Origin of the sequence: Kitasatospora sp. NPDC087861 (genome assembly GCF_044742585.1) — a bacterium.
Lineage (GTDB): Bacteria > Actinomycetota > Actinomycetes > Streptomycetales > Streptomycetaceae > Kitasatospora.
In genome coordinates this window covers 46,885-70,186 of the sequence record NZ_JBIUUS010000029.1, presented here as the reverse complement: position 1 = coordinate 70,186, position 23,302 = coordinate 46,885, and the positions used below count along the sequence as shown (strand labels likewise).

Annotated in this window: 18 protein-coding genes; 10 read left to right on the top strand and 8 right to left on the bottom strand. The window is 75.2% G+C overall.

Annotated elements, in window-relative coordinates; all coding sequences use genetic code 11:
* Position 1: 1 nt before the first annotated feature.
* From ACIOJE_RS31540 to ACIOJE_RS31530, 3 genes are all read right to left on the bottom strand, one after another.
* Positions 2 to 4,564, bottom strand: coding sequence for a hypothetical protein (locus ACIOJE_RS31540; RefSeq protein WP_280685292.1), 4,563 nt, complete (start codon positions 4,562 to 4,564; stop codon positions 2 to 4).
* 31 nt (positions 4,565 to 4,595) lie between these two features.
* On the bottom strand, positions 4,596 to 5,471 hold the full coding sequence (locus ACIOJE_RS31535) for a hypothetical protein (RefSeq protein WP_400780890.1): 876 nt from the start codon (positions 5,469 to 5,471) through the stop codon (positions 4,596 to 4,598).
* A 70-nt stretch (positions 5,472 to 5,541) separates the two neighbouring features.
* A complete protein-coding gene (locus tag ACIOJE_RS31530) occupies positions 5,542 to 7,074 on the bottom strand; it encodes a hypothetical protein (RefSeq protein WP_400676518.1) in 1,533 nt (510 codons plus the stop codon).
* Positions 7,075 to 7,286: 212 nt separating this feature from the next.
* Between ACIOJE_RS31530 and ACIOJE_RS31525 the strand changes: the two genes are divergently transcribed.
* From ACIOJE_RS31525 to ACIOJE_RS31505, 5 genes are all read left to right on the top strand, one after another.
* A complete protein-coding gene (locus ACIOJE_RS31525; RefSeq protein ID WP_280685290.1) occupies positions 7,287 to 8,327 on the top strand; it encodes an IPT/TIG domain-containing protein in 1,041 nt (346 codons plus the stop codon).
* Positions 8,328 to 8,496: 169 nt separating this feature from the next.
* Complete coding sequence (locus tag ACIOJE_RS31520) at positions 8,497 to 9,057, top strand: hypothetical protein (RefSeq protein ID WP_400780887.1); 561 nt, start codon at positions 8,497 to 8,499, stop codon at positions 9,055 to 9,057.
* 141 nt (positions 9,058 to 9,198) lie between these two features.
* A complete protein-coding gene (locus ACIOJE_RS31515) occupies positions 9,199 to 9,975 on the top strand; it encodes a 5-oxoprolinase subunit PxpA (RefSeq protein WP_280685289.1) in 777 nt (258 codons plus the stop codon).
* Complete coding sequence (gene pxpB / locus ACIOJE_RS31510; RefSeq protein WP_400780884.1) at positions 9,972 to 10,598, top strand: 5-oxoprolinase subunit PxpB; 627 nt, start codon at positions 9,972 to 9,974, stop codon at positions 10,596 to 10,598. The genes ACIOJE_RS31515 and pxpB overlap by 4 nt, the downstream gene beginning before the upstream one ends.
* Before the next feature lie 69 nt (positions 10,599 to 10,667).
* The gene (locus tag ACIOJE_RS31505; protein ID WP_400780882.1) at positions 10,668 to 11,531 is read left to right on the top strand and encodes a biotin-dependent carboxyltransferase family protein; all 864 of its coding nucleotides are present in this window, start codon (positions 10,668 to 10,670) and stop codon (positions 11,529 to 11,531) included.
* Positions 11,532 to 11,601: 70 nt separating this feature from the next.
* Here the strand turns inward: ACIOJE_RS31505 and rox are convergent, their stop codons facing one another.
* The 3 genes from rox to ACIOJE_RS31490 form a co-directional block, all read right to left on the bottom strand.
* Entirely contained in the window at positions 11,602 to 13,104 is a 1,503-nt protein-coding gene (rox, locus tag ACIOJE_RS31500; protein WP_400780880.1) for a rifampin monooxygenase, read from the bottom strand.
* A gap of 234 nt (positions 13,105 to 13,338) precedes the next feature.
* Entirely contained in the window at positions 13,339 to 14,265 is a 927-nt protein-coding gene (locus ACIOJE_RS31495) for an aminoglycoside phosphotransferase family protein (protein ID WP_400780878.1), read from the bottom strand.
* A gap of 32 nt (positions 14,266 to 14,297) precedes the next feature.
* Positions 14,298 to 15,065: an alpha/beta fold hydrolase gene (locus ACIOJE_RS31490; protein ID WP_400780924.1), complete on the bottom strand. Its 768-nt coding sequence runs from the start codon at positions 15,063 to 15,065 to the stop codon at positions 14,298 to 14,300.
* A gap of 115 nt (positions 15,066 to 15,180) precedes the next feature.
* Between ACIOJE_RS31490 and ACIOJE_RS31485 the strand changes: the two genes are divergently transcribed.
* The 3 genes from ACIOJE_RS31485 (at position 15,181) to ACIOJE_RS31475 (ending at position 17,555) form a co-directional block, all read left to right on the top strand.
* On the top strand, positions 15,181 to 15,717 hold the full coding sequence (locus tag ACIOJE_RS31485; protein ID WP_400780876.1) for a PadR family transcriptional regulator: 537 nt from the start codon (positions 15,181 to 15,183) through the stop codon (positions 15,715 to 15,717).
* A gap of 56 nt (positions 15,718 to 15,773) precedes the next feature.
* Positions 15,774 to 16,487 (top strand): class I SAM-dependent methyltransferase, encoded by a 714-nt coding sequence (locus ACIOJE_RS31480; protein WP_400780874.1) that lies wholly within the window; start codon positions 15,774 to 15,776, stop codon positions 16,485 to 16,487.
* A 225-nt stretch (positions 16,488 to 16,712) separates the two neighbouring features.
* Positions 16,713 to 17,555 (top strand): undecaprenyl-diphosphate phosphatase, encoded by an 843-nt coding sequence (locus tag ACIOJE_RS31475; protein ID WP_400780922.1) that lies wholly within the window; start codon positions 16,713 to 16,715, stop codon positions 17,553 to 17,555.
* 102 nt (positions 17,556 to 17,657) lie between these two features.
* Here the strand turns inward: ACIOJE_RS31475 and ACIOJE_RS31470 are convergent, their stop codons facing one another.
* A complete protein-coding gene (locus ACIOJE_RS31470) occupies positions 17,658 to 19,169 on the bottom strand; it encodes a HEAT repeat domain-containing protein (RefSeq protein WP_400780872.1) in 1,512 nt (503 codons plus the stop codon).
* A gap of 282 nt (positions 19,170 to 19,451) precedes the next feature.
* Here ACIOJE_RS31470 and ACIOJE_RS31465 point away from each other — a divergent pair, with 282 nt between their 5' ends.
* Complete coding sequence (locus ACIOJE_RS31465; protein WP_280685280.1) at positions 19,452 to 19,973, top strand: hypothetical protein; 522 nt, start codon at positions 19,452 to 19,454, stop codon at positions 19,971 to 19,973.
* Positions 19,974 to 20,071: 98 nt separating this feature from the next.
* Here ACIOJE_RS31465 and ACIOJE_RS31460 read toward each other — a convergent pair whose 3' ends face one another.
* Complete coding sequence (locus tag ACIOJE_RS31460; RefSeq protein WP_280685279.1) at positions 20,072 to 21,553, bottom strand: hypothetical protein; 1,482 nt, start codon at positions 21,551 to 21,553, stop codon at positions 20,072 to 20,074.
* Between the two features lie 651 nt (positions 21,554 to 22,204).
* Between ACIOJE_RS31460 and ACIOJE_RS31455 the strand changes: the two genes are divergently transcribed.
* A complete protein-coding gene (locus tag ACIOJE_RS31455; RefSeq protein ID WP_400780920.1) occupies positions 22,205 to 23,242 on the top strand; it encodes an aminoglycoside phosphotransferase family protein in 1,038 nt (345 codons plus the stop codon).
* The last annotated feature ends 60 nt before the right edge of the window (positions 23,243 to 23,302 follow it).

Sequence of the window (23,302 nt, the reverse complement as noted above, 5' to 3'; positions counted from 1 at the left end):
TTCAGGCCTGGGCCGGAACCTCGGCCGGGCGCTTGAACATCCGGGTGGCGGTGATCTCGCCGTGGACGGCGGGGCCGTCCGGGTCCTGCGGGGCGGGCAGGCCGGGGCGCAGATGCTCCTCGACCGAGATGTACTTGAGCCCGGCCCGCAGGTCGGCGTCGTTGCGCAGCCGGATGACCAGCGGGAACTCGGCGAGCGCGGTGGTGTCGAACAGGCCGGTGGTGTAGATCAGCTGGACGCCGAGCGCGTCGGCCACGGCCCGCTGGAGCTCCAGCAGGTAGGTGGCGTTGGCGCGACCGATCGGATTGTCCAGGAACAGCGTGCCGGCGTGCCGCAGTTGGGACTGGCCGCGGTCGTTGGCGCGCAGCGCGGCCATCGTGCAGTACAGCGCGATGGCCGCGGTGAGCAGCTGGCCACCGGAGAAGACGTCGGACATCTGGCCGACGCCGACCCGCTCGGCGCGCAGCACCGCGTCCGGCTTGAGGATCTCGACGCTGACGCCCTTGGGGCCGATCGCGGCGGCGACCCCGCGCAGCAGCAGGGACATGCCGTCGCGGCGCAGGTCGCTGTTCTTCCTGACGGCGGCGCGGGTGGCCTCGTCGATGACCTCGCCCAGGCGCTCGACCAGGGTGGCGTGGTCCGGGTCCTCGAAGCGGATCCGCAGGAACTCCTGGCCGGACCACTCCCCCAGGCCCTCGGGCAGGCGGGAGAGCCGCTGGGCGGCGCGCAGGGTGGTGAGCGAGGACTCGACCAGGCCGCGCAGGCGGTCGACGATCGAGCCGCGGTTGCGCTCCAGTTGGGCGAGTTCGTCGGTGAGCACGCGCAGCCGGGGCGCGAAGGCGGCGGCCCAGGCGGCGGCGTGCTCGGGCAGCGCGGCGGCCGGCAGTTCGCGGATCTGCTGGCGGGCCGGGGTGCGGACGGCCTCGTAGCGGGCGGCGTTGGCGTGCCGGACGAGGGCGTCGGAGGCGTCGCGGACGGCGAGTTCGGCGGAGGACAGCTCACCGGCCGTGGTGCGCAGGGCACGGCGGGCCTCGGCGGCGCCGCCGCGGGCCTCGGCGAGGGCGCCCAGGTACGGCTCGGCCGGGAGGTCCGAGTCGTCCTGGTGGTCGCGCAGGCCGTCACGCAGCTGCCCGGCGAGTTCGTCGAAGTCGGCGGCGGCGGACTGGGCGGCGTCGAAGGTGCGCTGCAGGTCGGCGTGCGCGGTGCGGGCGGCTTCCAGGGCCTCGCGGCGTTCGGCGAGCCGGCTGCTGGCGGTGCGCAGCAGCGTCTGGGCGTGCTCGGGGTCGGTGGGGACGAGGTCCTCGGGCAGTTCGGTGTGCGCCTCGCCGTCGGCGGGGGCGGAGCGCTCGGCCTCGCCGCGCAGGCGGCCGAGTTGCTCGCTGGCGGCGGCGGAGCGGGCCTCGATGGTGGCCACCAGGTCCTCGGCGCGGGCGGCGGCGGCCTGGCGGGCCGGGCCGTCTGCGCCGTCGGGGCTGCCGAGGAGTTCCTCGGCGCGGACGCGGACCTTGTTGGTGAGGCGGTCGAGTTCGGTCGCGGCGGCGGCCTCGTCGCCCTCGGCGCGGGCCTGCTCGGCGCGCAGGTCGGCGCCGACGCCGACCTTCTCGTACAGCTGGGAGGCCGCGCGGTAGGCCTCGCGCAGGGCGGGCAGGGCGGCGGGCGCGGTCTCGGCGGGCTCGTCGGCCTGCTCGGCGGCGGGGATCTCGGCCCGTTCGGCGCGCAGCGCGCGGGCCGTACGGCGGGCGTCGTCGGCGGCGCGCTGGGCGGCGCGGCGGTCCTCGTCGCAGGTGCGGGCGCGTTCGGCGCAGACGGCCTGGCGGCGGTCGCACTCGGCGGCGTCCTCGGCGAGTTCGCGCTGGCGGCGGGCCCAGTTGGCGCGTTCGCGCAGCCGGAAGGCGAGGCCGGAGAGGGCGTCGGCGCGGCGGCGGGCGCGCTGGGCGGCCTCGCGGTGCTCCTCGTGGGCGGAGGCCGCGGCGGCGTGGTCGGTCTCGGCCTCGTCGTGGTCGGCGCGCAGGGTGGCGAGGGCGGCGGCGGCCTGCTCGGCGTGCTCGCGGGCGGCCTCGGCGGCGGCGGCGAGTTCGGCGAGGGTGCCGGGCGGGCAGTTGGCGTGCCAGGAGGCGAGACGGGCGGCGAGCGCCCGGTCGGCGCCGAGGCGGGCGGCGAGTTCGCGGATGTGCTCCTCACGGGCGCCGGCCCGGGCGCGCAGTTCGCGGCGCTCGTCGTCGGCGGCGGACTCGTCGTGCATGGCCGGGTTCGGCGGCACCAGGAAGAACGCGGGCTCGTCGGTGATCGGGGCGATCAGGGAGGCGGCGGCGCCGACGGCGACGGTGGAGCGGGGCAGCAGCGCGGCGGCCTGCAGGGCCTCGCGGGCGCGCTCCAGCGAGGCGGGGTCGGTGACGACGACGCCGTCGACGAGTTCGGGGCGGGCGGCGAGGATCGCCTCGTGGTCGGCCGGGTCGACGGACTGGGCGAGGTAGCGCCAGCCGGGCAGGGCGGGGATGCCGTGCTCGGCGAGGTACTCGACGGTGGCGAGCACGTCCGGGCCGGGCGGCAGCAGGCCGCCGTCGCCGAGGGCGGCGAGGATGCGGGAGTCGTCGGCGGCGGCGGTGCGCAGGTCGAACAGGGTGCGCTCGGCGGTGGCGATGGACTCGTCGAGGAGTTCGCGCAGGTACTCGGCGTTGCGGTCGAGGACGGCGGGGGTGAGGAAGCCGGCGTCCTCCTCGGCGCCGTCCTGGTACGGGGTGAGGGAGAGCAGGTCGGCGAGGCGCTGCTCGGTCGCGAGCAGGGCGGCGGTGCGCTGCTCGGCGGCGAGCGCCTGGGCGGCGGCCTTGCGGGCGTCGCCGGCGCGCTCGGCGGCGAGTTCGGCGCGGCCGGTGGCGGCGGCGGCCTCGCGCAGCCGGGCGGCACCGGCCTCGGCGGCCGTACGGGCCTGGGCGAGGGCGGCGCCGGCGGCCTTCTCGACGTCGGCGGCGTACAGGGCGGCGCGGGCCGGGTCGACGTCGCCGTCGGCGTCGATGAAGCCGGCCTCGACGGCGGCGGCGGTCTCCTGCTCGACCTCGGCGAGGCGCTGGCGCAGGTGGTCGGCCTCGCTCCGGGCCTTCTGGGCGGCGGTGGCGGCCTCGGTGGCGTCGCTCTGGGCCTTGCCGCCGTCGGCCTGGAGCTCGCCGGCGCGCCGCTCCTCGGTGTCGGCGCGGGCCTCGGCGGCCGCGGCGGCGCCCTCCAGGGCGCGGGCCAGGGCGGTGGCGGCGCGGGCGCGGGCGGCGAGCGCGGGGGCGGCGTCGAGTTCGGCCTCGCGGATGGCGGCGGCGACCCGGGCGACCCGGTCGGCGGCGGCGCGCTGGCGCAGGACGGCCTCGGCGGCCTGCCAGGCGGAGTGCAGGGTGCGGGCGTCGGTGAGTTCGCGGCGCAGCGCGGCGGCCTCGGCGGTGGCCGCGGCGAGGCCCAGGGTGGCGTGCCGGTGGGTGAGTTCGGCGGTGATGAGGGTGTGCCGGGTGCGGTCGGCCTCGGCGGCGGTGACGGCGCTCGCGGCGGCGGCGACCTCGATGGCGAGGTCCTGGGCGCGGTCGCGTTCGGCGGCGGCGCGGGAGGTGAGCGCGTGGGCGAGGCGGCGGGTGCGGCGCTCGGCGGTGCGGTGGGCCTCGCGGACGCTCTCGCGGGCGGCGGTGGCCTCGACGATGCGTTCCAGCAGGTCGAGGGAGCCGGCGGTGAAGTCGCGTTCGGCGGTGAGTTCGGCGCGGCGGCCGAGCTTGGCGGCGAAGCCGTGGACGAGGTCGGCGAGGCCGTCGGTGTCCCGGGTGTCGGTGACGGCGCGCAGCAGCAGGTCGGTGAAGTCGCTGTCGTGCTTGACCGCGAAGAGGCCGGCGGCCTCGCCCTCGTCGGCGTTCATCTCGCGCTGGTAGCGGAAGAGTTCGGGGTCGAGGCCGAGTTCGCCGAGGTGCTCCGTCCAACGGTCGTGGCCGTCCTCGAAGACCAGGTCGAGGTGGGGGTGGGCCTTGCCGGCCTCGGTGAGGGCGTCACGGAAGCCCTTCATGGTGCGGCGGCGGCCGCGGGCCTTCTGGTCGCCGGCCAGGCTGATCCGTTCGGCGACCGGCAGCGAGTCCAGGGCGAGGCCGGGACCGGGGCGGAAGGAGTACCAGGTCTCGGCGAACTTGCGCGGGTCGGAGGAGACCTGGCGGCCGCGCCACTCGCTGACCTTGCCGACCACGATCAGCTCGCCGGTGACGGTGTGCTGCCACTCCAGGGCGACGTGGCCGCAGTCGTCGGCGAGCAGGAACTTGCGCAGCACGCCGGAGCTGGCGCCGCCGAGGGTGTTGCGGTGGCCGGGGAGCATCACCGAGAAGATCAGCTTGAGCAGGACGGACTTGCCGCCGCCGTTCTCCAGGAAGAGCACGCCGGCCGGGGCGGGGCGGCGGACCGGGCCCTCGGCGTCCTCGCCGAACAGGCCGATCTGCTGCGGGGCCGGGTCGGCGACGGGCTCGCCGACGCCGCGCAGGTCGAGCACCGTGTCGGCGTACCGGGCGCCGGCCGGCCCGATCGAGTAGAGGCGGACCCGGTTGAGCTCGTACATGTGCGGCGGTTCTCCGTGGCTGAGGGTGTGGTCAGAGCGAGTGGAACGGCAGGCCGGCGTCGGCGACCAGGTCGTCGGCGGTGTCCGGCGGCAGCAGGCTGGCGGTGCCGTCGGAGACCGGGACGACGCCGAGGTCGAGCAGTTCGGCCATGGCGGCGCTGCCGGCCAGGTCGCGGACCTGGAGCTGGTAGCGGGCGGTGGTGCGGTAGGTGCCGCCGGAGTCGTCGGAGACCTTCTGCAGGAAGCCGGAGTCGACCAGGAACAGCACGGCCTTGGCGACGATGCCGATGGTGGAGCCGGAGAGCCGGCGGGCGTCCTTGGTGGCGCCGGTGGCGGTGCGCCGGGCCCACACCCGCCAGGCGGCCTCCAGGCCGGGGGCGTCGGACTGCGGGTCGGTGTTGGCGCCCTCGGCGTCGGCCTGCTCCTCCAGGCGGCGGCAGGCCTGGCGGACGAAGGCGTCGACGCCGTTGACGGTGATCCGGCCGAGGTAGCCGTCGTCGGCGAGGTCCTCGGGGCGGGGGAAGGCCATCGCGGCGACGGCGAGGTGGGCGAGGCCGTGCAGGAACCGGTCGGTGGACTCGGAGGCGGCGCGGCGCGAGTAGTCGCCCATCCGGACGGCGAACAGGGAGTCCTCGGCGGCCGCGACGGCCATGCCGGCACGCGGCGAGACCTCCAGGACGACCAGGCCCATGCCGGTGGCGACGGCGTCGGCGAGGCGGGCGAACGGCGGGTCCTCGCGGTGGCGGCGGACGAGTTCGGCGTACTCGGCGTCGCGGGCCGGGAGCAGCTTGGCCTGGAGGCCGAAGGAGACCAGCCGGGCGGCGTCGGCGACGTCGGCCGGGGTGATCGGCGTGGGGGCCGCGGGTTCGGTCTCGGCCGCCCAGGACGTGTCGTGGTGGGTCGTCACGGGCGGTGCTCCTCGCGGGTGGTGCGGGCGGGTCGGGGGTTCTGGTGCGTCAACTGGGGTGCCTGGCCGCTCAGCCGGCGTCCTTGCGGTCCGCGGCCATGCCGACGGCGTCGAGCAGGGCGCTGCCGACGATGAGGTCGGCGCCGCCGAACTCCGGGTCGCGCAGCGGCGTTCCGTCGTCCACGGCGAACAGCAGCCGCTCCTCGCCCTGCCGGTAGGCGGTGCCGACCGGCGGGCTGGCGGCGTGGACGGACAGCAGGGCGACCAGGTACGGCAGATCCGGGTCCTGCTTGCGGGCGTCGGCGAGCAGACCGGAGAGCCGGCGGGGGGCGTCGGCGGGCAGGTCGAGCAGGACCAGGGCGGCCTCCAGCTGCGCCTCGGAGAAGCGGCTGTCGTCCGGGGTGGCGACCAGGTCCGGGTCGGGCAGTTCGGCGCCGAGGTGCTCGCGCTCGACCGGCGGGGTGAGCAGCAGGTCGACCAGGTCGGCGACCCGGACCGAGGCGGGGGTGCGCAGGCCGGCGCCGTGCGCGAAGAAGGCGCCGGTGGGGCGGACGGCCTGCTCTACCGGCAGCCGCAGCACGGGGGCGAGCAGCTGCCCGTACAGGTCGATGCCGCTGCGGGCGCCGGGGGTGGCGAAGGCCTGCCGGTCCTGCTCGGCGCGGAACAGCGGGCCGGCCTCCAGCAGGCGGGTCTGCAGCTTCGTGTGGCGGCGGATGCAGTCCTTGACGATGTCGAGCAGCTCGGCGGCGCGGCGCTTGTGCTCCGCCCCTTCGGCCGTGTGGGGCTCGGCCTCGTCGCGGGCCTTGCGGATGTTGGTGAGAATCGCGTTCTCGTGCCGGTAGCGGTCGGCGATGTGGTCCAGCGCCTCGTCGATGAGGTCGGGGATGGCGCTCATCCAGTCGACGGCGCGGACGTTGCGCCGGGTGGCGTCGAGGGCGCGGCGCAGCGTCTCGGCGTACTGGACGGTGCGGTAGCGGGCCTGCTCGGCGGCGAGCTGGGCGTCGGCCAGGCGGCCGCGGCGGATCAGCACCTCCAGCTTGACCTCGGCGGCGATCTGGGCCGAGGTGACGTCGGTGTCGAGCGCGCCGACCAGGACGTTGACCGCCTCGTCGGTGGTGCGCAGGTAGACGCCGCCGTCGGGGCCGGGGACCTCCTCGATCAGCTTGAAGTCGTAGTCACGCCGGACGTACTCGCCGTCCGCGCCGAAGGTGCCGTAGACGGCGCGGAAGCCGCGGTCGACGCTGCCGACGTTGATCAGCGACTCCAGCACCCAGCGGGCGACCCGCTCGTGCTCGGCGGCGGGGCGGCCGACGGCCTGGGCGGCGACCCGGGGCAGCAGGCGGGCGAGCACTATGTCGCGGTCGGCCCCGGTGTCGAAGTCCATGTGGAGGGTGACCAGGTCGATCGCGGCGAGGCCGACCTCGGCCATCGCGTAGCCGCCGTACTCGCCGGCCAGGTTGACCTTGCGGTTGTCCAGGTCGTGCAGCGGCGCGGTGCAGGCCAGCGCCTTGAGCCGGCGGGCCAGGCCCTCGTCGGCGGCGGGGCCGGGCGCGGGCCTCGCGGCGGGCACGGCGGCGCCGGCGGTCGGCCGGAGGCCGGGCACGGTGGGCGGGTCAGCGATGGCGGTCACGGAGGACAAGATTAGAGGTTCGCACCGACATCGACCGAAACGGGCCTTGTGGGCGGACGGAGCGGCAGGCCCGGGGGCGTGTCGGGGGTGAATTCAGAACGGGATTTCGACGAAATCCCGCCATTCCCGAACCGGTATTCGGAAAACCCGTGAAGACGAAGCGCTGCTACCGTGATGATCGGCCTATGATCACTCGACTGGTCAAAGCGGGCGTCGCCGCGGCGCTGTCCGTGACCACCCTCGCCACCGGCGTCGCCGCCTCCGCAGCCGCTCCGGCCGACGTCCCCGCCGTTCAGGGGCAGCACGTGACCGCGAGCCTGAACGGCTTCCTGCCGAGCACCACCCCTCCCGGGCCCGGCAAGTTCTCGGTCGGCTGGACGTCCGCCGGCACGCAGGACCTCACCGGGCCGACCCACATCACCGTCGACCTGCCGCCGGGGCTCACCACCGACCTCGGCATGTTCTTCTCCACGCCGTACGACTACACCTTCACCGAGACCATCTCGCCCGACCACCGCCACCTGGACGCCGTCCTCATCGGCACCCGGAGGCCCGGGCGCTACGAGTTCATGAAGCTGACCGTGTACGGCGACCCCACCCGGCAGCCGACCGGGCAGATCGTCGCGACGGTCTCCAACCCGAACGACACCGATCCGACCGGCCACGTGACGGCCGTGTCGCTCGACGGGAGCACGCCGGCACCGGTCGTCCAGGCGCCGCCCGGGGTCGACGGCCTGGACACCACCACCGGCCCGGGCGCGGGCGGCACCGCGGTGACCGTCAGCGGCAGCAACCTGGCCCACGGCATGGTGCTGGTCGGCGGCGTCCCGGCGGTCGGTACGTGCACCGACACCGCCTGCACGGTGACCACGCCCGGCGGCTCGGGCAGCGCGCCCGTCTCCGTGGTGACGCCCGGCGGCACGGTCGCCGCGCCGACCACCTTCGACTACACGGGCGCCCCGCCCCCACCGCCGCCCGCGCCGACGGTCGGCAACCTGACCAACACCGGCGGCCCGACCGCCGGCGGCACCCAGGTGTACCTGCAGGGCGCCAACCTGACGTACGGAACGGTCGCGTTCGGCGGGGTGCCGGCCGCGCACGTCTCCTGCGGCCCGTCCTTCTGCTCGGCCACCGCGCCGGCGGCGGCCGGCCCCGGCCCGGTGGACGTCACGGTGACCACGGCGGGCGGCACCAGCGCCCCGGTGACCTACACCTACACGGCGTAGTCCGGCGGTTCCGATGCCCGGGTGCCCCGGCGCCCGGGCATCGGCGCGTCCGGGGGCGCGCGCCGGTGGGCCCACAAGCAAGTTGAACGCGTTCAAATACAGGGTCTAGAGTCGGTTCCGCGCAGACGGGACAAGGCCCCGCCTGCTCTTCGGCATGGAGGTTCGCGACATGGACGCCGATCTGGGCACCGGCTTGGACGCCGATCCGGGCACCGATTCCGCGGCGGTACTGCGCAGGGCCCGGCGCTGGCTCTGGATCTTCGTGGCCTGCCTGGCACTGAGCGGCCTGACGGCCTTCCCGCTGGAGACCGAGACCCGCTGGCTCGCCGACCTCGCGACCGGGCCGGCCGCCCCGCTGGCCGACCGCTTCCCCGCCGCGCTGGAATGGCTCGAACGCGTCCGCGCGGGCGTCGCGGAGACCAACGACCGCTACCCCTTCCTGGCCTACGGCACCGACTGGCTGGCCTTCGCCCACCTGGTGATCGCCGCCGCCTTCTGGGGCCCGATCAAGGATCCTGTCCGCAACATCTGGGTGATCCGCTGGGCGGTGCTCGCCTGCGGCGCCGTCATCCCCCTGGCCCTGATCTGCGGGCCGCTCCGGGGGATTCCCCTCGCATGGAGATTTGTCGACATGTCGTTCGGAATCATCGGCGTCGTCCCGCTGCTGGTCGTGCTGAAGGCACTGCGCCCGCTGGAACGTTCCTTCCCCGGACCAGTGGCCGCGAGCTGAATCGGGACCGCCCAGCGCCGCCCCAGGGCGTGCGACCAGGACTCTCGCGCCGCTGGGCCGTCCGGGGCCCGGGTCACGGACAACGGCCTTCACCCACAGGCCCTACCATCTGGCTCAACAGCTGCTGGGAGGCGGACGGGCGTGGCCGATGCGGTGATCGATCTCAATGCGGACCTCGGTGAGGGGTTCGGACGGTGGACGCTGACCGACGACGAGGCCCTGCTGTCCGTGGTGACCAGCGCCAACGTCGCCTGCGGCTTCCACGCGGGGGATCCGTCGACGATGCGCCGGGTCTGCGCGCTGGCCGCCGAGCGCGGCGTCCGGATCGGCGCCCAGGTCTCCTACCGCGACCTGGCCGGCTTCGGCCGCCGCGCGATGGACGTCCCCCCGGAGGAACTGGCCGACGAGATCGCGTACCAGATCGGCGCCCTCCAGGTCTTCGCCCGCGCCGCCGGATCCCGGGTCTCCTACGTCAAACCGCACGGCGCCCTCTACAACCGGGTGGTCACCGACTCCGAACAGGCCGAGGCGGTAGTGGCCGGCGTGCTGCGGGCCGGGGCGATCTCCGACGGTCCGCTGCCGGTGCTCGGACTGCCCGGCTCCCGGCTGCTCGCCGTCGCCGAGGGCGTCGGACTGCCCGTGGTCAGCGAGGCCTTCGCCGACCGCGCGTACACCTGGGCCGGCACCCTCGTCCCGCGCCGCGACCCGGATGCCGTGGTGCACGACCCCGAATCGGTGATCACCCGCGCCGTCGGTATCGCCCGGGACGGCTCGGTGGAGGCCGTCGGCGGCGAACGGATCGACGTCGAGGCCCGCTCCCTGTGCGTCCACGGCGACACCCCCGGCGCCGCCCAGCTCGCCTGGCGGATCCGCGGCGCCCTCGCCTCCGCCGGGGTCCGGGTGGAGGCGTTCACGTGACGCCCGCCGCCGTCCGGCGCGTCGGCGAACGGGCGCTGCTGGTCGAACTCGACGACGACGCGCAGGTCACCGCGCTGTACGGGTGGCTGTGCGAGCGGCAGGCGCGCCAGGCGCTCGGCGCGGTGGAGGAGATCGTGCCGGCCGCGCGCACCGTGCTGCTGGACGGCGTCGCGGACGTCGACGCGGTGGCGGCGCTGCTGCGCACCGCCCATCCGCCCGCGGCCACGGCGGCCGACGGGCCGCTGGTGGAGGTGCCGACGGTGTACGACGGCGCCGACCTCGCCGAGGTCGCCGCGCTGTGGGGGGTGTCCGAGGAGGCTGCCGTGCGGATCCACACCGGGCCCGAGTACGTGGTCGCCTTCTGCGGGTTCGCGCCCGGCTTCGGCTACCTCACAGGGCTGCCGCCCGCGTACGAGGTCCCGCGCCGGGCCACGCCGCGCAGCAGCGTCCCGGCCGGCTCCGTCGCCCTGGCCGGCCGCTACACCGGCGTCTACCCGCGCTCCTCCCCCGGCGGCTGGCAGCTCCTCGGACGCACCGGGCTCGCGCTCTGGGACACCGGCCGCGACCCGGCGGCACTGCTGGCGCCGGGGGTGCGGGTGCGGTTCACGGCGGAACGGGCGTAGCGGGGGTGCGGGTCGACCACGGGTGGCGCCCGGGACCACCGGCGCACGGCGGATGACGGGGTGGGGGCGTTGAGCGAGTTGCTGGTGGTGCGGCCCGGGCCGTTGACCACCGTCCAGGACCTCGGGCGGCGCGGCGTCGCCCACCTCGGGGTGCCCAGGGCCGGCGCGCTGGACGAACCGGCCCTGCGGGCGGCGAACCGGCTGGTCGGCAACGAACCGGGCGCCGCCGGTCTGGAGACCACGCTCGGCGGGGTCGCCCTGCGCGCCCTCGGGCCGGCGGTCGTCGCGGTCACCGGCGCGCCCTCGCCCGTACGGGTGGACGGACGGGCGGCCGCCTGGGGTGCGCCGGTCGCCGTGCCGGCCGGGGCGGTGGTCGAGGTGGGCCCGGCGACCGCCGGGGTGCGCGGCTACCTGGCCGTCGCGGGCGCGATCGCCGTCCCGCCGGTGCTGGGCAGCCGCTCGGCCGACCTGCTCTCCGGGCTCGGCCCGGCCCCGCTCGCCGCCGGTGACCGGCTGCCGGTCGGCCCTCCCCCGCCCGACCGCCCCCGGCCCGACCTGGTGCCGCTGCCCGCGCCCCCGGTGGAACTGGTGCTGCGGCTGCGGCTCGGCCCGCACGCGGACTGGTTCGAGGCCTCGGCGCTCACCCGGCTGGCCCGTGACGCGTACCGGGTCTCCCCCGCCGGCAACCGGATCGGGCTGCGCACCGAGGGCCCGCCGGTCGCCCGCGCCCGGGTGGGTGAACTACCCAGCGAGGGCATGGTGTTGGGCGCGGTGCAGATCCCGCCGGACGGGCGGCCGGTGGTCTTCCTGGCCGACCACCCGACCACCGGCGGCTACCCGGTGATCGGCGTGGTCCCGACCGCCGATCTGGCAGCCGCCGCACAGGCGCGCCCGGGCACGCCGGTGCGCTTCGTGCTGCTGCGGGAGCGGTGAGCGCCCGCGCGCTCGACCAAGGGCGGTCGGTGCCCGCGCGCTCAGCCGGTGGCGGTCGGTGCCCGCGTGCTCAGCCGGTGGCGGCGCCGAACCACCGGGGCAGGCGGCTGAGCAGCTCCTGCTGGTCCTCGCCGACCCACGCCACGTGGCCGTCGGGGCGCAGCAGCACCGCGGGCACGTCCAACTCCTCGCTGACGTCGATGACATGGTCGACCCGGTCCGACCAGCCCGCCACCGAGAGCTTGCCGGTCTGGTCGAACAGCAGCCCGCGGCCGCCGTGCATCAGCGGGTAGAGGCGCCCCCGCTTCAGTGCCACGTCCCGCAGCCGCCGGCCGAGCAGTTCGTGGCCCTCACCCTTGCCCTCACCCTTGCCCTCGCCGTGTCCCTCGCCGAAGTCGTAGCGGACCGCGATCCCGGTGATCTTCTCGATCAGGTACCGGTTCACCTCCTCGAAGTCCATCAGCTCCGACAGCATCCGGCGCACCGCCTGGGCACCCGGTTCGAGGGACATCAACTGGATCTGCGCGCGGGTGTTGTCCAGCACGTCGGCGGCCACCGGGCGCCGTTCGGCCTGGTAGCTGTCCAGCAGCCCCTCCGGTGCCCAGCCGGCGACCTCGGCGGCCAGCTTCCAGCCGAGGTTGAACGCGTCCTGGACGCCGAGGTTGAGTCCCTGCCCGCCGGTCGGCGGGTGGATGTGCGCCGCGTCGCCGGCCAGCAGCACCCGGCCGACCCGGTAGCGCTCGGCCAGCCGGGTGGCGTCGCCGAACCGGGAGAGCCAGCGCGGTGAGTGCGCGCCGAAGTCGGTGCCGGCGTGCGCCCGCAGCTGGTGCGTGAACTCCTCCAGGGTCGGCGCGGTCGTGCGGTCCTCGGCCACCCCTTCGGCGGGCACGACGACCCGGTACACCCCGTTCCCCTCGGGGATGGCGCCGAACCGCAGGTGGGTCCTGCGGACCTCGGCGACGACGGCGGCGATCGTCGCCGGGTCCTCGGTCAGCTCCATCACGCCCAGCAGCGTCTCGACCCTGGCGGGCTCGCCGGGGAATCCCACCCCGAGCAGCTTGCGCACCGCGCTGCGGCCGCCGTCGCAACCGACGAGGTAGCGCGAGCGCAGCTGCGTACCTCCCCCGCCGGCTCCGCCCCCACTGGCGGGGGCGCTCCCACCGGCCAGCTCGACGGTCACCCCGTGGTCGTCCTGGCTCAGGCCGACCAGTTCGCAGCCGCGCCGGATCTCGGCGCCCAACTCGGTGGCGTGCTCGGCCAACAGGCGCTCGGTGACCTCCTGCGGGATGGACAGGACGTACGAGTGCGTGGTGTCCATCCGCTCCGGCCACGACGTGCCGAGGCCGGCGAAGAAGCCGCCGACCCGGAACTGCTCACCGAGCGGGAGGAACCGCTCCAGCAGGCCGCGTTGGTCCATCACCTCGATGCTGCGCACGTGCAGGCCGCGCGCCCGGGACTGCACGGGCGGCGCCGCCTCCTTCTCCAGCACGAGCACCTGAACGCCGTGCAGCCGCAACTCGCCGGCCAGCATCAACCCGGTCGGTCCAGCGCCGACGATGATCACGTCAATCATCACAAACCCCCATGTACGTCCGCACTTCCGGCTCAGGCCGGTCATTCTGCGGCATGACCGGGCCCTTGCCGCAAGCCCCCCGGTGCGCTATACGTTGAGAGTGGCAAGGAGTGGACGACCTCCTTGCCTTCGCTCTTTTCGCCGCCGCTCAGGCCGCCCGCTGAGGCCGCCTGAGCCCCGCCCCGCAGCGCGCACCGCACTGATCAACGGCGCCCCTGATCCCGCGAGCCGCGTTCACCGCCCCGACAGCAGCTCCGCCACCGCCCGTTGCGCCGGGTCGAGCGCCGGTCCCCCGGCCTCCGCGCCCCACACCGCGTTCTGCAGCACCCGGGCGAGCGTCCAGGCCGCCGCCACCTCGCGGTCCACTTCCAGCACCTCCACCAGGAGGCCGAACCGCCACCGCAGCGCCCGGGCGACGTCGCCGGTGGCCAGCACGTCGTCCCAGCGGTTGCGCAGTGCCGGGAGGAGTTCGAAGCCCGGGTGTCCGATGAGCGGCTTGGGGTCGATGGCGAGCCAGGGCGCGCGGCCACAACCCTCGGGCGGGGCGAGGACGTTGCCGTAGTGCAGGTCCCAGTGCAGCAGCCGGTCTCCGGGCTCGGCCCGAACCTCGCGCAGGGCGGCGGCACAGTCGGCGAGCAGGCGCCGCTCGGCCGGGTCGGCGAGGGCGGCGGCCGCCGGGGCCCGCGCGAGCAGACCGTCGGCGACATCCGCCAGTCGACGCAGCGGCTCGCCCGCCACTACCTGACGGCTCGTCAACTTCCTCAACAGTCCGGCGAGGACGCGCAGCGCCGCCCGGTCGTCGGCGACGTCGAGCAGCGAACGCCCCGGGTCGAGGCGTTCCAGCAGCAGCGAGCCCGAGGCGGGTTCGTGGTCGAGGAGTCGAACGGCGCCGCGCCCGCCCCAGGCCCGGAGGGCGACGGGTTCGCCTGCCGTCTCCTCGTCCACCGGTTGGAGCTTGAGCGCCGCGGGCGTGCCGTCGGCGCGCCGCACGGGCAGCACCAGCGCGACGGCGCCGTGCGCCGGCGGGCCGTCCGGGCGCAGCTCCCAGCGGTCGAGCAACTCGCCTGCCAGGGCTGGGAGTCGGGCGGCCCAGGTACGGCCGTCCGGGCCGAGGAAGCCCTCCAGAGAGGCGGCCAGCGCAGGCGGGACGTCGGCGGGCATCGCGCGGGCTCCTCTCCGGCCTCCGGCTCAGCCTACGCCCCGCCCAGGGCGCTCCCGGCCGCCGCCGCGAAGCCGTCGAGGTTGTCCAGCATGATGTTGTGCCCGCAGTCCGGGACGGCCGCCAGCCGTACGCCCGCCGCGCGGAGCCGGTCGGCACCGCGGGGCTCGCCGTCCGCCGCCGGGTGCAGGAAGGTGCGCGGGAGGTCGAGGCCGAGCAGCAGTTCGCGCATCGTCGGCACCGTCGCCCGGGCCAGGTGGACGGCGCTGCGGTGCAACGCCTCCGGGCCGGCCAGCCGCATCGTGGACCACCAGAACGGACCGGCCCACTCCGCGACCTCGCTCCGACCGCCGGCCAGGAACTCCTGCTCGGTGAAGCTCGCGATGCCGCTGCTGCCGGGGCCACGGCCGGGGGTGATCGGGTCCAGGTTGGCGTCGACCAGGACGAGCCGCGCGACCAGCTCCGGGTGCCGGTGGGCGAGCACGACGGCGATCGCCCCGCCCATGCTGTGGCCGATCACCTCGACGCCGGCGAGCCCGGCCGCCGTCAGGGCCGCGGCGACGGCGTCGGCGTGCTCCTCCAGGGTGTACCCGAAGTCGGCGGGCCGGTCGCTGATCCCGAAGCCGAGCAGATCGAGCAGCAGCGAGCGGCGCCCGGCGAGCCTCGGGTGGGCGGCGGCGGCCGCGAAGTAGACGGGTGAGCTGGAGCCGAGGCCGTGCAGGTAGAGCCGGGCGGGCTCGGCACCGGGCAGTTCGACCCATCGGATCAGATCGCCGTTCGCAGTGACGGGGGCGTGGCGCAGCACGGGAACTCCTTCTCGACCAGGTGGCTGGGAACACCGAGACCATACCTCGCAATCGAGGTATCACGGAAGCGATATACCGACGATCCGAGGGACGATCTGCGAGAGTGGCCCCATGCTGAAGCTCGCGATCCTCGGATTCCTCTACGACCGCCCGCTGCACGGCTACCAGCTGCGCCGCCACCTCGCCGCGCTCACCGGGCACGTCCGCCCGATCAGCGACGGCACGCTCTACCCGGCGATCAAGCGCCTGGAGGCCGACGGCCTGCTGGTCCGCGAGACCGAGCCCGGCACCGCCGCCGCGCCCCGGCACACCCTCCACCTCACCGGGGCCGGCCGCACCGCACTGCTCGACCGACTGCGCGAACCCGAGCCACTGGACATCAGCGACGAGAACCGCTGGTTCACCCTGCTCGCCTTCCTGCGCCAGCTCGACGACCCCGCCGCCCAGGCCGTCGTGCTCCGCCGCCGTCTCGCCTTCCTCGCCGAGCCGGCCAGCTTCTTCTACGACGGCGACCGCCCGCTCGGCGCCGAGGAGTTCGCCGACCCGTTCCGGCGCGGCCTGCTGCTGATCGCCCGCGCCACCAGCGAGGCCGAACTCGCCTGGCTGCACGCCACCCTGGCCGAACTGGAGGGCGCACTGACGGACTGACCGAAACCCGCTCCGGCGCCTTCCCTCCCCACCCGACCCGTGTTCCGATGGCGCCCATGGGCAACGACACACACACCGACAGCACACGACGCGAGGGCCACGACGGCACGGGCCCGGGCCCGATCACCCCGGACGGCTGCGCCGTCGAGCTCTGGGCCCGGCTCCCCGTCGGCGATGCCCCGGACGTGATCGAGGCGGCGGTGCCGGCCGGCGCCACCATCCTCGAACTGGGCTGCGGCATCGGCCGGATGACGCACCCGCTGACCGACCGCGGCTTCACCGTGACGGCGGTGGACGAGTCCGCCGAGATGCTGGCCAGGGTGCGCGAGGACGTCCGCACCGTGCGCAGCCCGATCGAGCGGTTGGACCTCGGCGAGCGCTTCGACGTCGTCCTGCTCGCCTCTTTCCTGGTGCACGCGGGCGACGAGGCCGTCCGCCAGGGCCTGTTGGAGACCTGCCGCCGCCACGTCGCCGCGGACGGCTGCGTGCTGATGCAGCGCGAGGGCGAGGACTGGCACCTCAACGTGCCGCGCGAGAGCAGGCTCGGCGCCGACGGCGTGGCGCGCATCGTCTCCTCGACCCGGGTCGGGGACGGCGTGAACTCCGTCCACGCCGAGTACGAGTTCCCGGACGCCCGCTGGACGCACACCTTCCGGTCCCGGCCACTCACCACCGCCGCGTTCGAGCAGGCCCTGACGGACGCCGGTCTGACGGTCGAGAGCTACCTGACGGAGGACCGCACCTGGGTCCGCGCCCGGCCCACGCGCTGAATCACGGAGGGTCGGCGGGTCGCGGAAGGACCGACGGGCAAAGCCGGGTCAAAGGGTGAACAAAGAATAGTCATCTTCACCCCGTACCATCGGCCGCGCGCCGGCCCGTGCGCGGCCCGAGGGCCGTGCGGGTCGCGGCACGCCCGCATGCCCGTACGCCCGTTCCGACCTGCGAGGACCGCACATGTACGACGACCTACGGATACCCCGGGTGGGTGTCTGGTGATCGGCTGGTTCCACGGGGCCGTCCTCGGCCTGATCCAGGGGCTCACCGAGTTCCTGCCCATCTCCTCCAGCGCCCACCTGCGGGTCTTCTCCGCCCTGCTGGGCTGGGACGACCCGGGCGCGGCCTTCACCGCCGTGACCCAGCTCGGCACCGAGACCGCGGTGCTGATCTACTTCCGCCGCGACATCACCTCGATCGTGAAGACCTGGACGCTGTCGCTGTTCCGCCCGGCGCTGCGCTCGGCCCCGGACGCCCGGATGGGCTGGTTCGTGATCATCGGCACCCTGCCGATCGGCATCCTCGGCAAGCTGTTCCAGGACGGCATCGAGACCCACCTGCGCGATCTGCGGATCATCGGCACCACGCTGATCGTCTTCGGCCTGGTGCTGGCCTTCGCCGACCGCACCCGTGCGATCCGGCACGCCCGGCCGATCAGCGACCTGACCCTGCCGCACGCCGGCATCTACGGCCTCGCCCAGTCGCTGGCGCTGATCCCCGGGGTGTCCCGCTCCGGCGGCACGATCAGTGCGGGCCTGCTGCTCGGCTACAGCCGGGAGGCGGCGGCGCGCTACTCCTTCCTGCTGGCGATCCCGGCGGTACTCGCCTCAGGGGTGCTGGAGCTGTTCAAGATCGGCGAGGGCCCGGCACCGGCCTGGGGGCCGACCATCCTGGCCACCCTGATCGCCTTCGTGGTCGGTTACGCGGCGATCGCCTGGTTCCTCAAGTACATCTCGCACCACAGCTTTCTGCCGTTCGTGGTCTACCGGGTGCTGCTCGGCGTCCTGATCATCGGACTGGTGGCCGGCGGCGTCCTGGCCCCGGACGCGGGCGTCGCCAAGTAGAACCGCGTTTCAGAACGACCCCGCAACAGCAGTGGGCCGGGACACCCGAGGGGGTGTCCCGGCCCACCGTTCGCCGAGCAGGGGATCGTGGGGCGGACGGCCCTACCGCCCGAACTCCCGCGCGGCGGTCAGCCGCCCGCGGACGGCGGCGTGGACCTCGGCCTCCTCGGCCGGATCGGCGGCGAGTCGGCGCAGCCGCTCCAGCACACGGGCGTCGCCCGTGGTGGCGACGTGGCGCGCGGCGAGCTCGCGGGTGGACTCCTCGCAGTCCCAGAGGCACTCGACGGCGGGCCCCTCGGGGAAGTGCACGTCGGTCACGGCCAGCGCCCGGGCGGCGCGACCGCGCAGTTCGGAGGAGGCGGCCTCCCCGTAGATGTGGCGCAGCACGGGTACGGCGTCGGCGGCGACCAGCCGCCCCGCACCGTCGACCAGCGACCCGAGCCCGGTACCGCTGACCCCGCGGACGGAGATCCAGCGGCGCAGCCCGGCGACCACCAGCGGAGCGTCGGACGGCTCCCCCGCGTCGGCGAGCAGCTTGACGGCGGCCTCGCCGAGCGCGCTGTCCGCACCGCCGGTGGCCGGGTCGGCCCAGCGGCGGGCGTGCGTCAGGACCTCGGGGCCGCGCATCCGGCCGAGCAGTTCCAGGGCGGCGCGCACGATCCGGTCGTCCACGTCGACGGCGGCGGCCTCGATCAGCTCGGCGGCGGCCGGGTCGCGCTGGTCGACCAGGTAGCGCAGGGCGGCCCGGCGGGCGCCGGGCAGGCCGCCGCGAGCGGCCTCCAGCACGGCGGGGCGGTCCTCGGGCCGGACCACGGCGGTCAGACACCTGGCGGCCGCGGCGGCGCGGCGGTCCACGGCGTCGGGTCCGGCCGGATCGGCGGTGTCCTGCGCGGGCTCGGGCCGGCCGTCGGGGCGGCCGAGGAAGGCGCCGGCCCCGAGGGCGCCGAGGTCCCCCTGATCGGCCCAGGCCAGGACGTCGGCGGTGGACCAGCCCGGGGTGACGCCGCCGCGGTTGAGCTGGCGCTGCCACAGGTCGAAGGGGGACTGCTCGCTGGCCGCCGCCACCCTGGGGTGGTAGGCCGCCCACAGCCGCCAGGGCCGGGGCTCGTAGGCGTTGCGGATGAACTCGCGCAGCTCGGCGTCGCCCTCGGGGCCCGGCGCGAAGCGGTCCAGCACGGCGGTGCCGAGCAGCAGCAGGCCGCGGTCGTCGTCGCGCAGCGCGAGCTCGTCGAGGGCCCAGGCCCAGTTGGCGCCGGTGGCGGTGTACTCGCGCAGCATCAGCAGCGCGTCGCGCCGGCCGTACGCGGCGAGGTGGCCCAGGACGGAGAGGGCGAGGCCGGTGCGGTTCTCGTCGTCGCTGACGAGGTCCTCGGCGGAGTGGAGGTGGTCCTCGATGCCGTCGAGGGGGGCCTCCAGCTCCATGTAGAGGCGGGCGTAGTAGAGGGAGCGGCTCTCGACCTGCCAGTCGGCTCGCGGATCCCTGGTGACGCACTCCTCCAGCGCGGCGATGGCCTCGGTACGGTCGGCGGCCAGCGCGTGGAGCTGCCCGTCACCGCGGCCTCGCTGCAGGAGGCCGAGGAGGCTGGCACTGGGTGCTATCACTGGCTCGAACATGAGGTCAGCATCCGTTGCGGCGGTCGTAGTGGCAACGGGATTTCCGTCGCCGGGGTCTGTGGTCGGTACTGCGGTGGGCGCCCGGGCGCCGGAATCACCGAAGGTTACCGCCTCGGACCCCCGTCCGCACACAGGGCGACGAAGGCTCCTGCCACAGTGGCATATGCCACGGGTATTTTGCCTGCGATATGTCCAAATCGCCCGCAGGGGTGAGGGCGCTGTGCGACAGTCTTCTCACCACCGACGGCCCGTGCGCAGCGGGCCCTGAGCGATGGACCTGCCATGAACATGCCCTTGGCTCCCGCCCGCCCGCCGGACACCGCCACGGTGGACGGCGCCCCGGCGGGCGCGACGGACGACGGCGCCTGCGGCGAAACGGGCGGCGACGCCGACAGCGGAACGGACGGCAGAGTGGACGGCACGGCGCAGGAGCCGTCCAACCCCGGCCACGGACCGGGCGCCGGTGGCGATCTCGACAACGTCATCGGCTCAGCCGAATGGGACCTCCTCACCGACCGCGTCCACTGGGACGCGGAAACCTACCTGCTCCTCGGCTGCGACCCGGACAAGGGCCCGCTCAGCCTCGACCGGCTGCCCGACCGCCTCCCCGAGGCGGACCGGCCGGTGCTGCGCCGGATGATGACCGACGCCCTGGTGCACGGCCGCACCTCCGCCGGCACCCTGCGGATCCGCCGGACCGGCGCCCCGCACGCCGACGTCGAGTGCGCGGGCGAGCCCGTCCTCGGCGCGGACGGCACCGTCACCGCGCTGCGGATGCTGCTCCGGCCGGCGCCGCCGAACTGACCTGGGCCACCCCGGGTCCACCGGGCTCACCGGGTCCACCGGGCTCACCGGGCCCACGATTCCCGGCACCGCCGACGCACGACCGCGGGCCGGCCGCCTCAGGACCGCTTCGGCCGGTTCTTCGTGTCCGCCGTCCGCAGCTCCCGCCCCAGCTCGGCCCGCAGCTCGTCCACCACCGGTAGCCCCCGGTAGCGCACGGTCAGCCGGTACATCTCGCGCAGCCGGTCCCAGGTCCGGTGCGAGGAGTTCTGGCCGATCAGGTTCATCACCATCTTCGCCTGGAACTCCGCCGCGTCCGGCTCGCCGGTCAGCCAGTGCACCGAGGCCAGGGTGATCCGGTCGAACAGCGCCGAGCGCAACTGCCCGGTGCCCTCCCGCAGGGTGATCACCCGCTCCGCGTGCCGCTGCGCCTGCGGGGCCGCCGACGGGTCGTGCTCGGCGAGCGTGCGCAGCACCAGCGCCTGCATGCCGCGCAGTTCGGCCTCGTCGAACACCTGCATCCAGGACGGCGGCGGCTCCGGCACCCCCTCGGCGAACAGCTCCTCGGCCTCCCCGAGCAGCCGCCAGGTGTCCTGGGAGTGCCCGATCGAGGCATGCGCCCAGGCCTCGACGGTGTTCAGCATCGCGCGCGTTCTCGGCAGCACCCGGCCGCCCGCCGCCTTGGCCGCCGACATCAGGTCGATCGCGTCGTCGGCCCGGCCCAGGTGGACCATCTGCCGCGCGGCCCGGGAGATCGCCTCGCCGGCCCGCGGCCGGTCGCCGGCCTCCTTGGCCGACTCCGCCGCGATCATGAAGTACCGCTGGGCGGTGGGCTCCAGGCCCACGTCGTGCGACATCCAGCCCGCCAGCACCGCCAGGTTGGCCGCGACCAGCCACAGCCGCTGCTCCACCACGGGCGCGTGCCGGTGCGTCAGCAGTCCGCCGACCTCGTTGAGTTGACCGACCACCGCCTTGCGCTGGAGTCCGCCGCCGCGCGCCGCGTCCCAGGCGCGGAACACCTGCACCGAGCGCTCCAGCGCCTCCACCTCGTCGAGCCCCACCGGGCCCGCGTCGTACACGTCCACCACCGGGCGCGCCCCGCCCTGGGTGATCACCTGGCGCGGCCCGGGGACGGAGGCCGCGTACGCGACCGCGTCCCCCCCGAGCCAGCCCTTCAACGAATCGGCGATGACCGTTCCGGCCGTGAGCGCGGCGCCCGCGCCCACCAATCCACGTCGGTTCAGCATGAGGTCCATTCCCGTGAACTCGGTGAGGACCGCGGCCGTTCGATCCGGCGACCATGGCACTGCTGCGGACGGCGCCGCTCCGGACCTGGTGGGCCGGTGTCGTTCCAGACCGAGGTCCTCAGTGGTGACGACACGGCCGAGCCGCTCCGTGAACACGGCCGCCAGCACCCTCGGGACCGGATCGCGGGGGATCTCCCCCTGCTCGATCCAACGCCGTACCCTCGACGTGTCGGTGGACAGCTGCTGCTGACCCATCGCGGCACCCCGACGGTTGACCAGCCGCGCGAGTTCGCCCTTCGACCATCCGGTCAGGACGAACAAATCAGCGAGTCGGGTGTTGGGTTCCCTGCTCAACGAAGCCCCCAGGTTCCTCGGCTGCTTCGAGGCTAGAGGCTCCGGCAAGTGCCAGGCGAGCATTCGCCACCGTTCGCCAGGGCCCGCCAGACTACTAAGCCAGTGCGCGGTGGGTGTGTTGTAGGGGTGCGCCACCTCGCCCCCGGGTCGGGCGGCGTCCCACCAGCGTCGGGGCATTCCCCCGACCGTGGCACGGGACGCTCCCGGTCCTCACCCGAGGGGGTGGCGCGGCCGGGTGGCGCGGGGGCGCCGGGCACGGCCACGGCAGTCCGGCCGACCGTACTCCCCAGGGTGCGGAAGGCTGGAGCACCGCCGTCGACAGGGTCCTCTCGACCCCGCGTCCGTGCCCGGCGCCCGCGCACCACCCACCGCACCGAGCCAGGGTCGCCGTCACGCCAGGAAGCACGCGGCACCGGCCCTCCCCGCACCGCGGGGCGCACCCGCCGACGGACTGAAAGGGACCACCCTCACCCCATGTACTCCTCAGCGACGACCCCCACGCCCACCGCGACCCGCTCCGCGCTGCGCCCCCCCACCGCAGCCGCCGGCCGTCCCTGCCCGAAGCAGGTGCCCCCGTCGAGCCGCCCGGTGGCTCCGCACGGCACCGACGGCCGGTCCACGGACGCCCGGGTCCCGGCCGGCCGTACGGCGCTGGGGCTGCGCGGCCCCGAGTCGGCCCCGCCCGTCGGCGGCCGACTGCCGCTGGCCCGTCAGGCCGACGGCCGGGTGCTGCGCCAGCCGCACCGGCCCGGCCAGGTCGGCGGCCCCGAGCGGATCGACCCGTCGGCGCTGCAGACCCCGGCCGTACGGGCCGCGCTGGCGAGCGTCGCGCGGATATGTCCCGCGTTCACCCCGCGCCAGGTGCTGCGCGAGGGCAGCCGCCACATCCTGGTGGCGGGCACCATCGGGCGGGCCCCGGTGGTCGCCAAGTGCCTGGCGCCGCAGGCGGTGCGGAGTGGGCACTTCGAGCAGCTGGTGGCCGACTTCCACCACGAGGTCGCGGTCTACCGGGCGTTCGTCCGGCACCGCCCGCCGGTGCGGCTGCCCCGGCTGGTCGCCGCCGACCACGACCGCTGCGTGCTCGTCATGGAGCGCGTGCCCGGCCGGCCGGCCGCGCGGGAGCGCCACCCGGTCAACGCGCCCACCCCGGGCGAGGTGCGGGCGCTGCTGACGGCCGTCCGCACGCTCAACCTGTGGCGGCCGCCGACCGACGTGTTCCAGCCACGCATGGACTACCCGATGGAGATCGCCCGCTACCACTCGGTGGGCCAGCTCACCGACCGGGACGCCGGCGACCTGCGCGGCCTGCTGCACGGCCTCGGCCACACCCCGCTGCAGCTCTGCCACGGCGACGCCCTGCTCAGCAACATGCTGCTGGCGCCGTCCGGCCCGGTGCTGGTCGACTGGGAGCAGGCCGGCTGGTACCTGCCCGGCTACGACCTGGCGGTGCTGTGGAGCGTGCTGTCCGGCGACACCGCGGCACGCCGCCAGATCAGCCAACTCGCCCAGAGCGGCGGCACGCTGGCCCGGGACGCGTTCCTGGTCAACCTCGTGCTGGTGCTGATGCGGGAGATCCGGCTGTACGACGTGCCGGGCGCCGGCGAGGAGCAGCGGATCATGATCCGCCGGCTCTACGACGACGCCGCGCTCGCCCGCCGGGCCGTCCGGGCCGCGGTCGGCACCCGCTGACCGGCCTGGGCTTGGCTGAACAATTCCCGCCGCGCGCGACGCGGATTGTTCAGCCAAGCC

Coding starts and splice junctions, on each gene's coding strand:
- ACIOJE_RS31540 (WP_280685292.1), bottom strand. CDS start 4,564: ATGTACGAGCTCAACCGGGTCCGCCTCTACTCGATCGGGCCGGCCGGC.
- ACIOJE_RS31525 (WP_280685290.1), top strand. CDS start 7,287: ATGATCACTCGACTGGTCAAAGCGGGCGTCGCCGCGGCGCTGTCCGTG.
- ACIOJE_RS31520 (WP_400780887.1), top strand. CDS start 8,497: ATGGACGCCGATCTGGGCACCGGCTTGGACGCCGATCCGGGCACCGAT.
- rox (WP_400780880.1), bottom strand. CDS start 13,104: ATGATTGACGTGATCATCGTCGGCGCTGGACCGACCGGGTTGATGCTG.
- ACIOJE_RS31495 (WP_400780878.1), bottom strand. CDS start 14,265: ATGCCCGCCGACGTCCCGCCTGCGCTGGCCGCCTCTCTGGAGGGCTTC.
- ACIOJE_RS31485 (WP_400780876.1), top strand. CDS start 15,181: ATGCTGAAGCTCGCGATCCTCGGATTCCTCTACGACCGCCCGCTGCAC.
- ACIOJE_RS31480 (WP_400780874.1), top strand. CDS start 15,774: ATGGGCAACGACACACACACCGACAGCACACGACGCGAGGGCCACGAC.
- ACIOJE_RS31470 (WP_400780872.1), bottom strand. CDS start 19,169: ATGTTCGAGCCAGTGATAGCACCCAGTGCCAGCCTCCTCGGCCTCCTG.
- ACIOJE_RS31465 (WP_280685280.1), top strand. CDS start 19,452: ATGAACATGCCCTTGGCTCCCGCCCGCCCGCCGGACACCGCCACGGTG.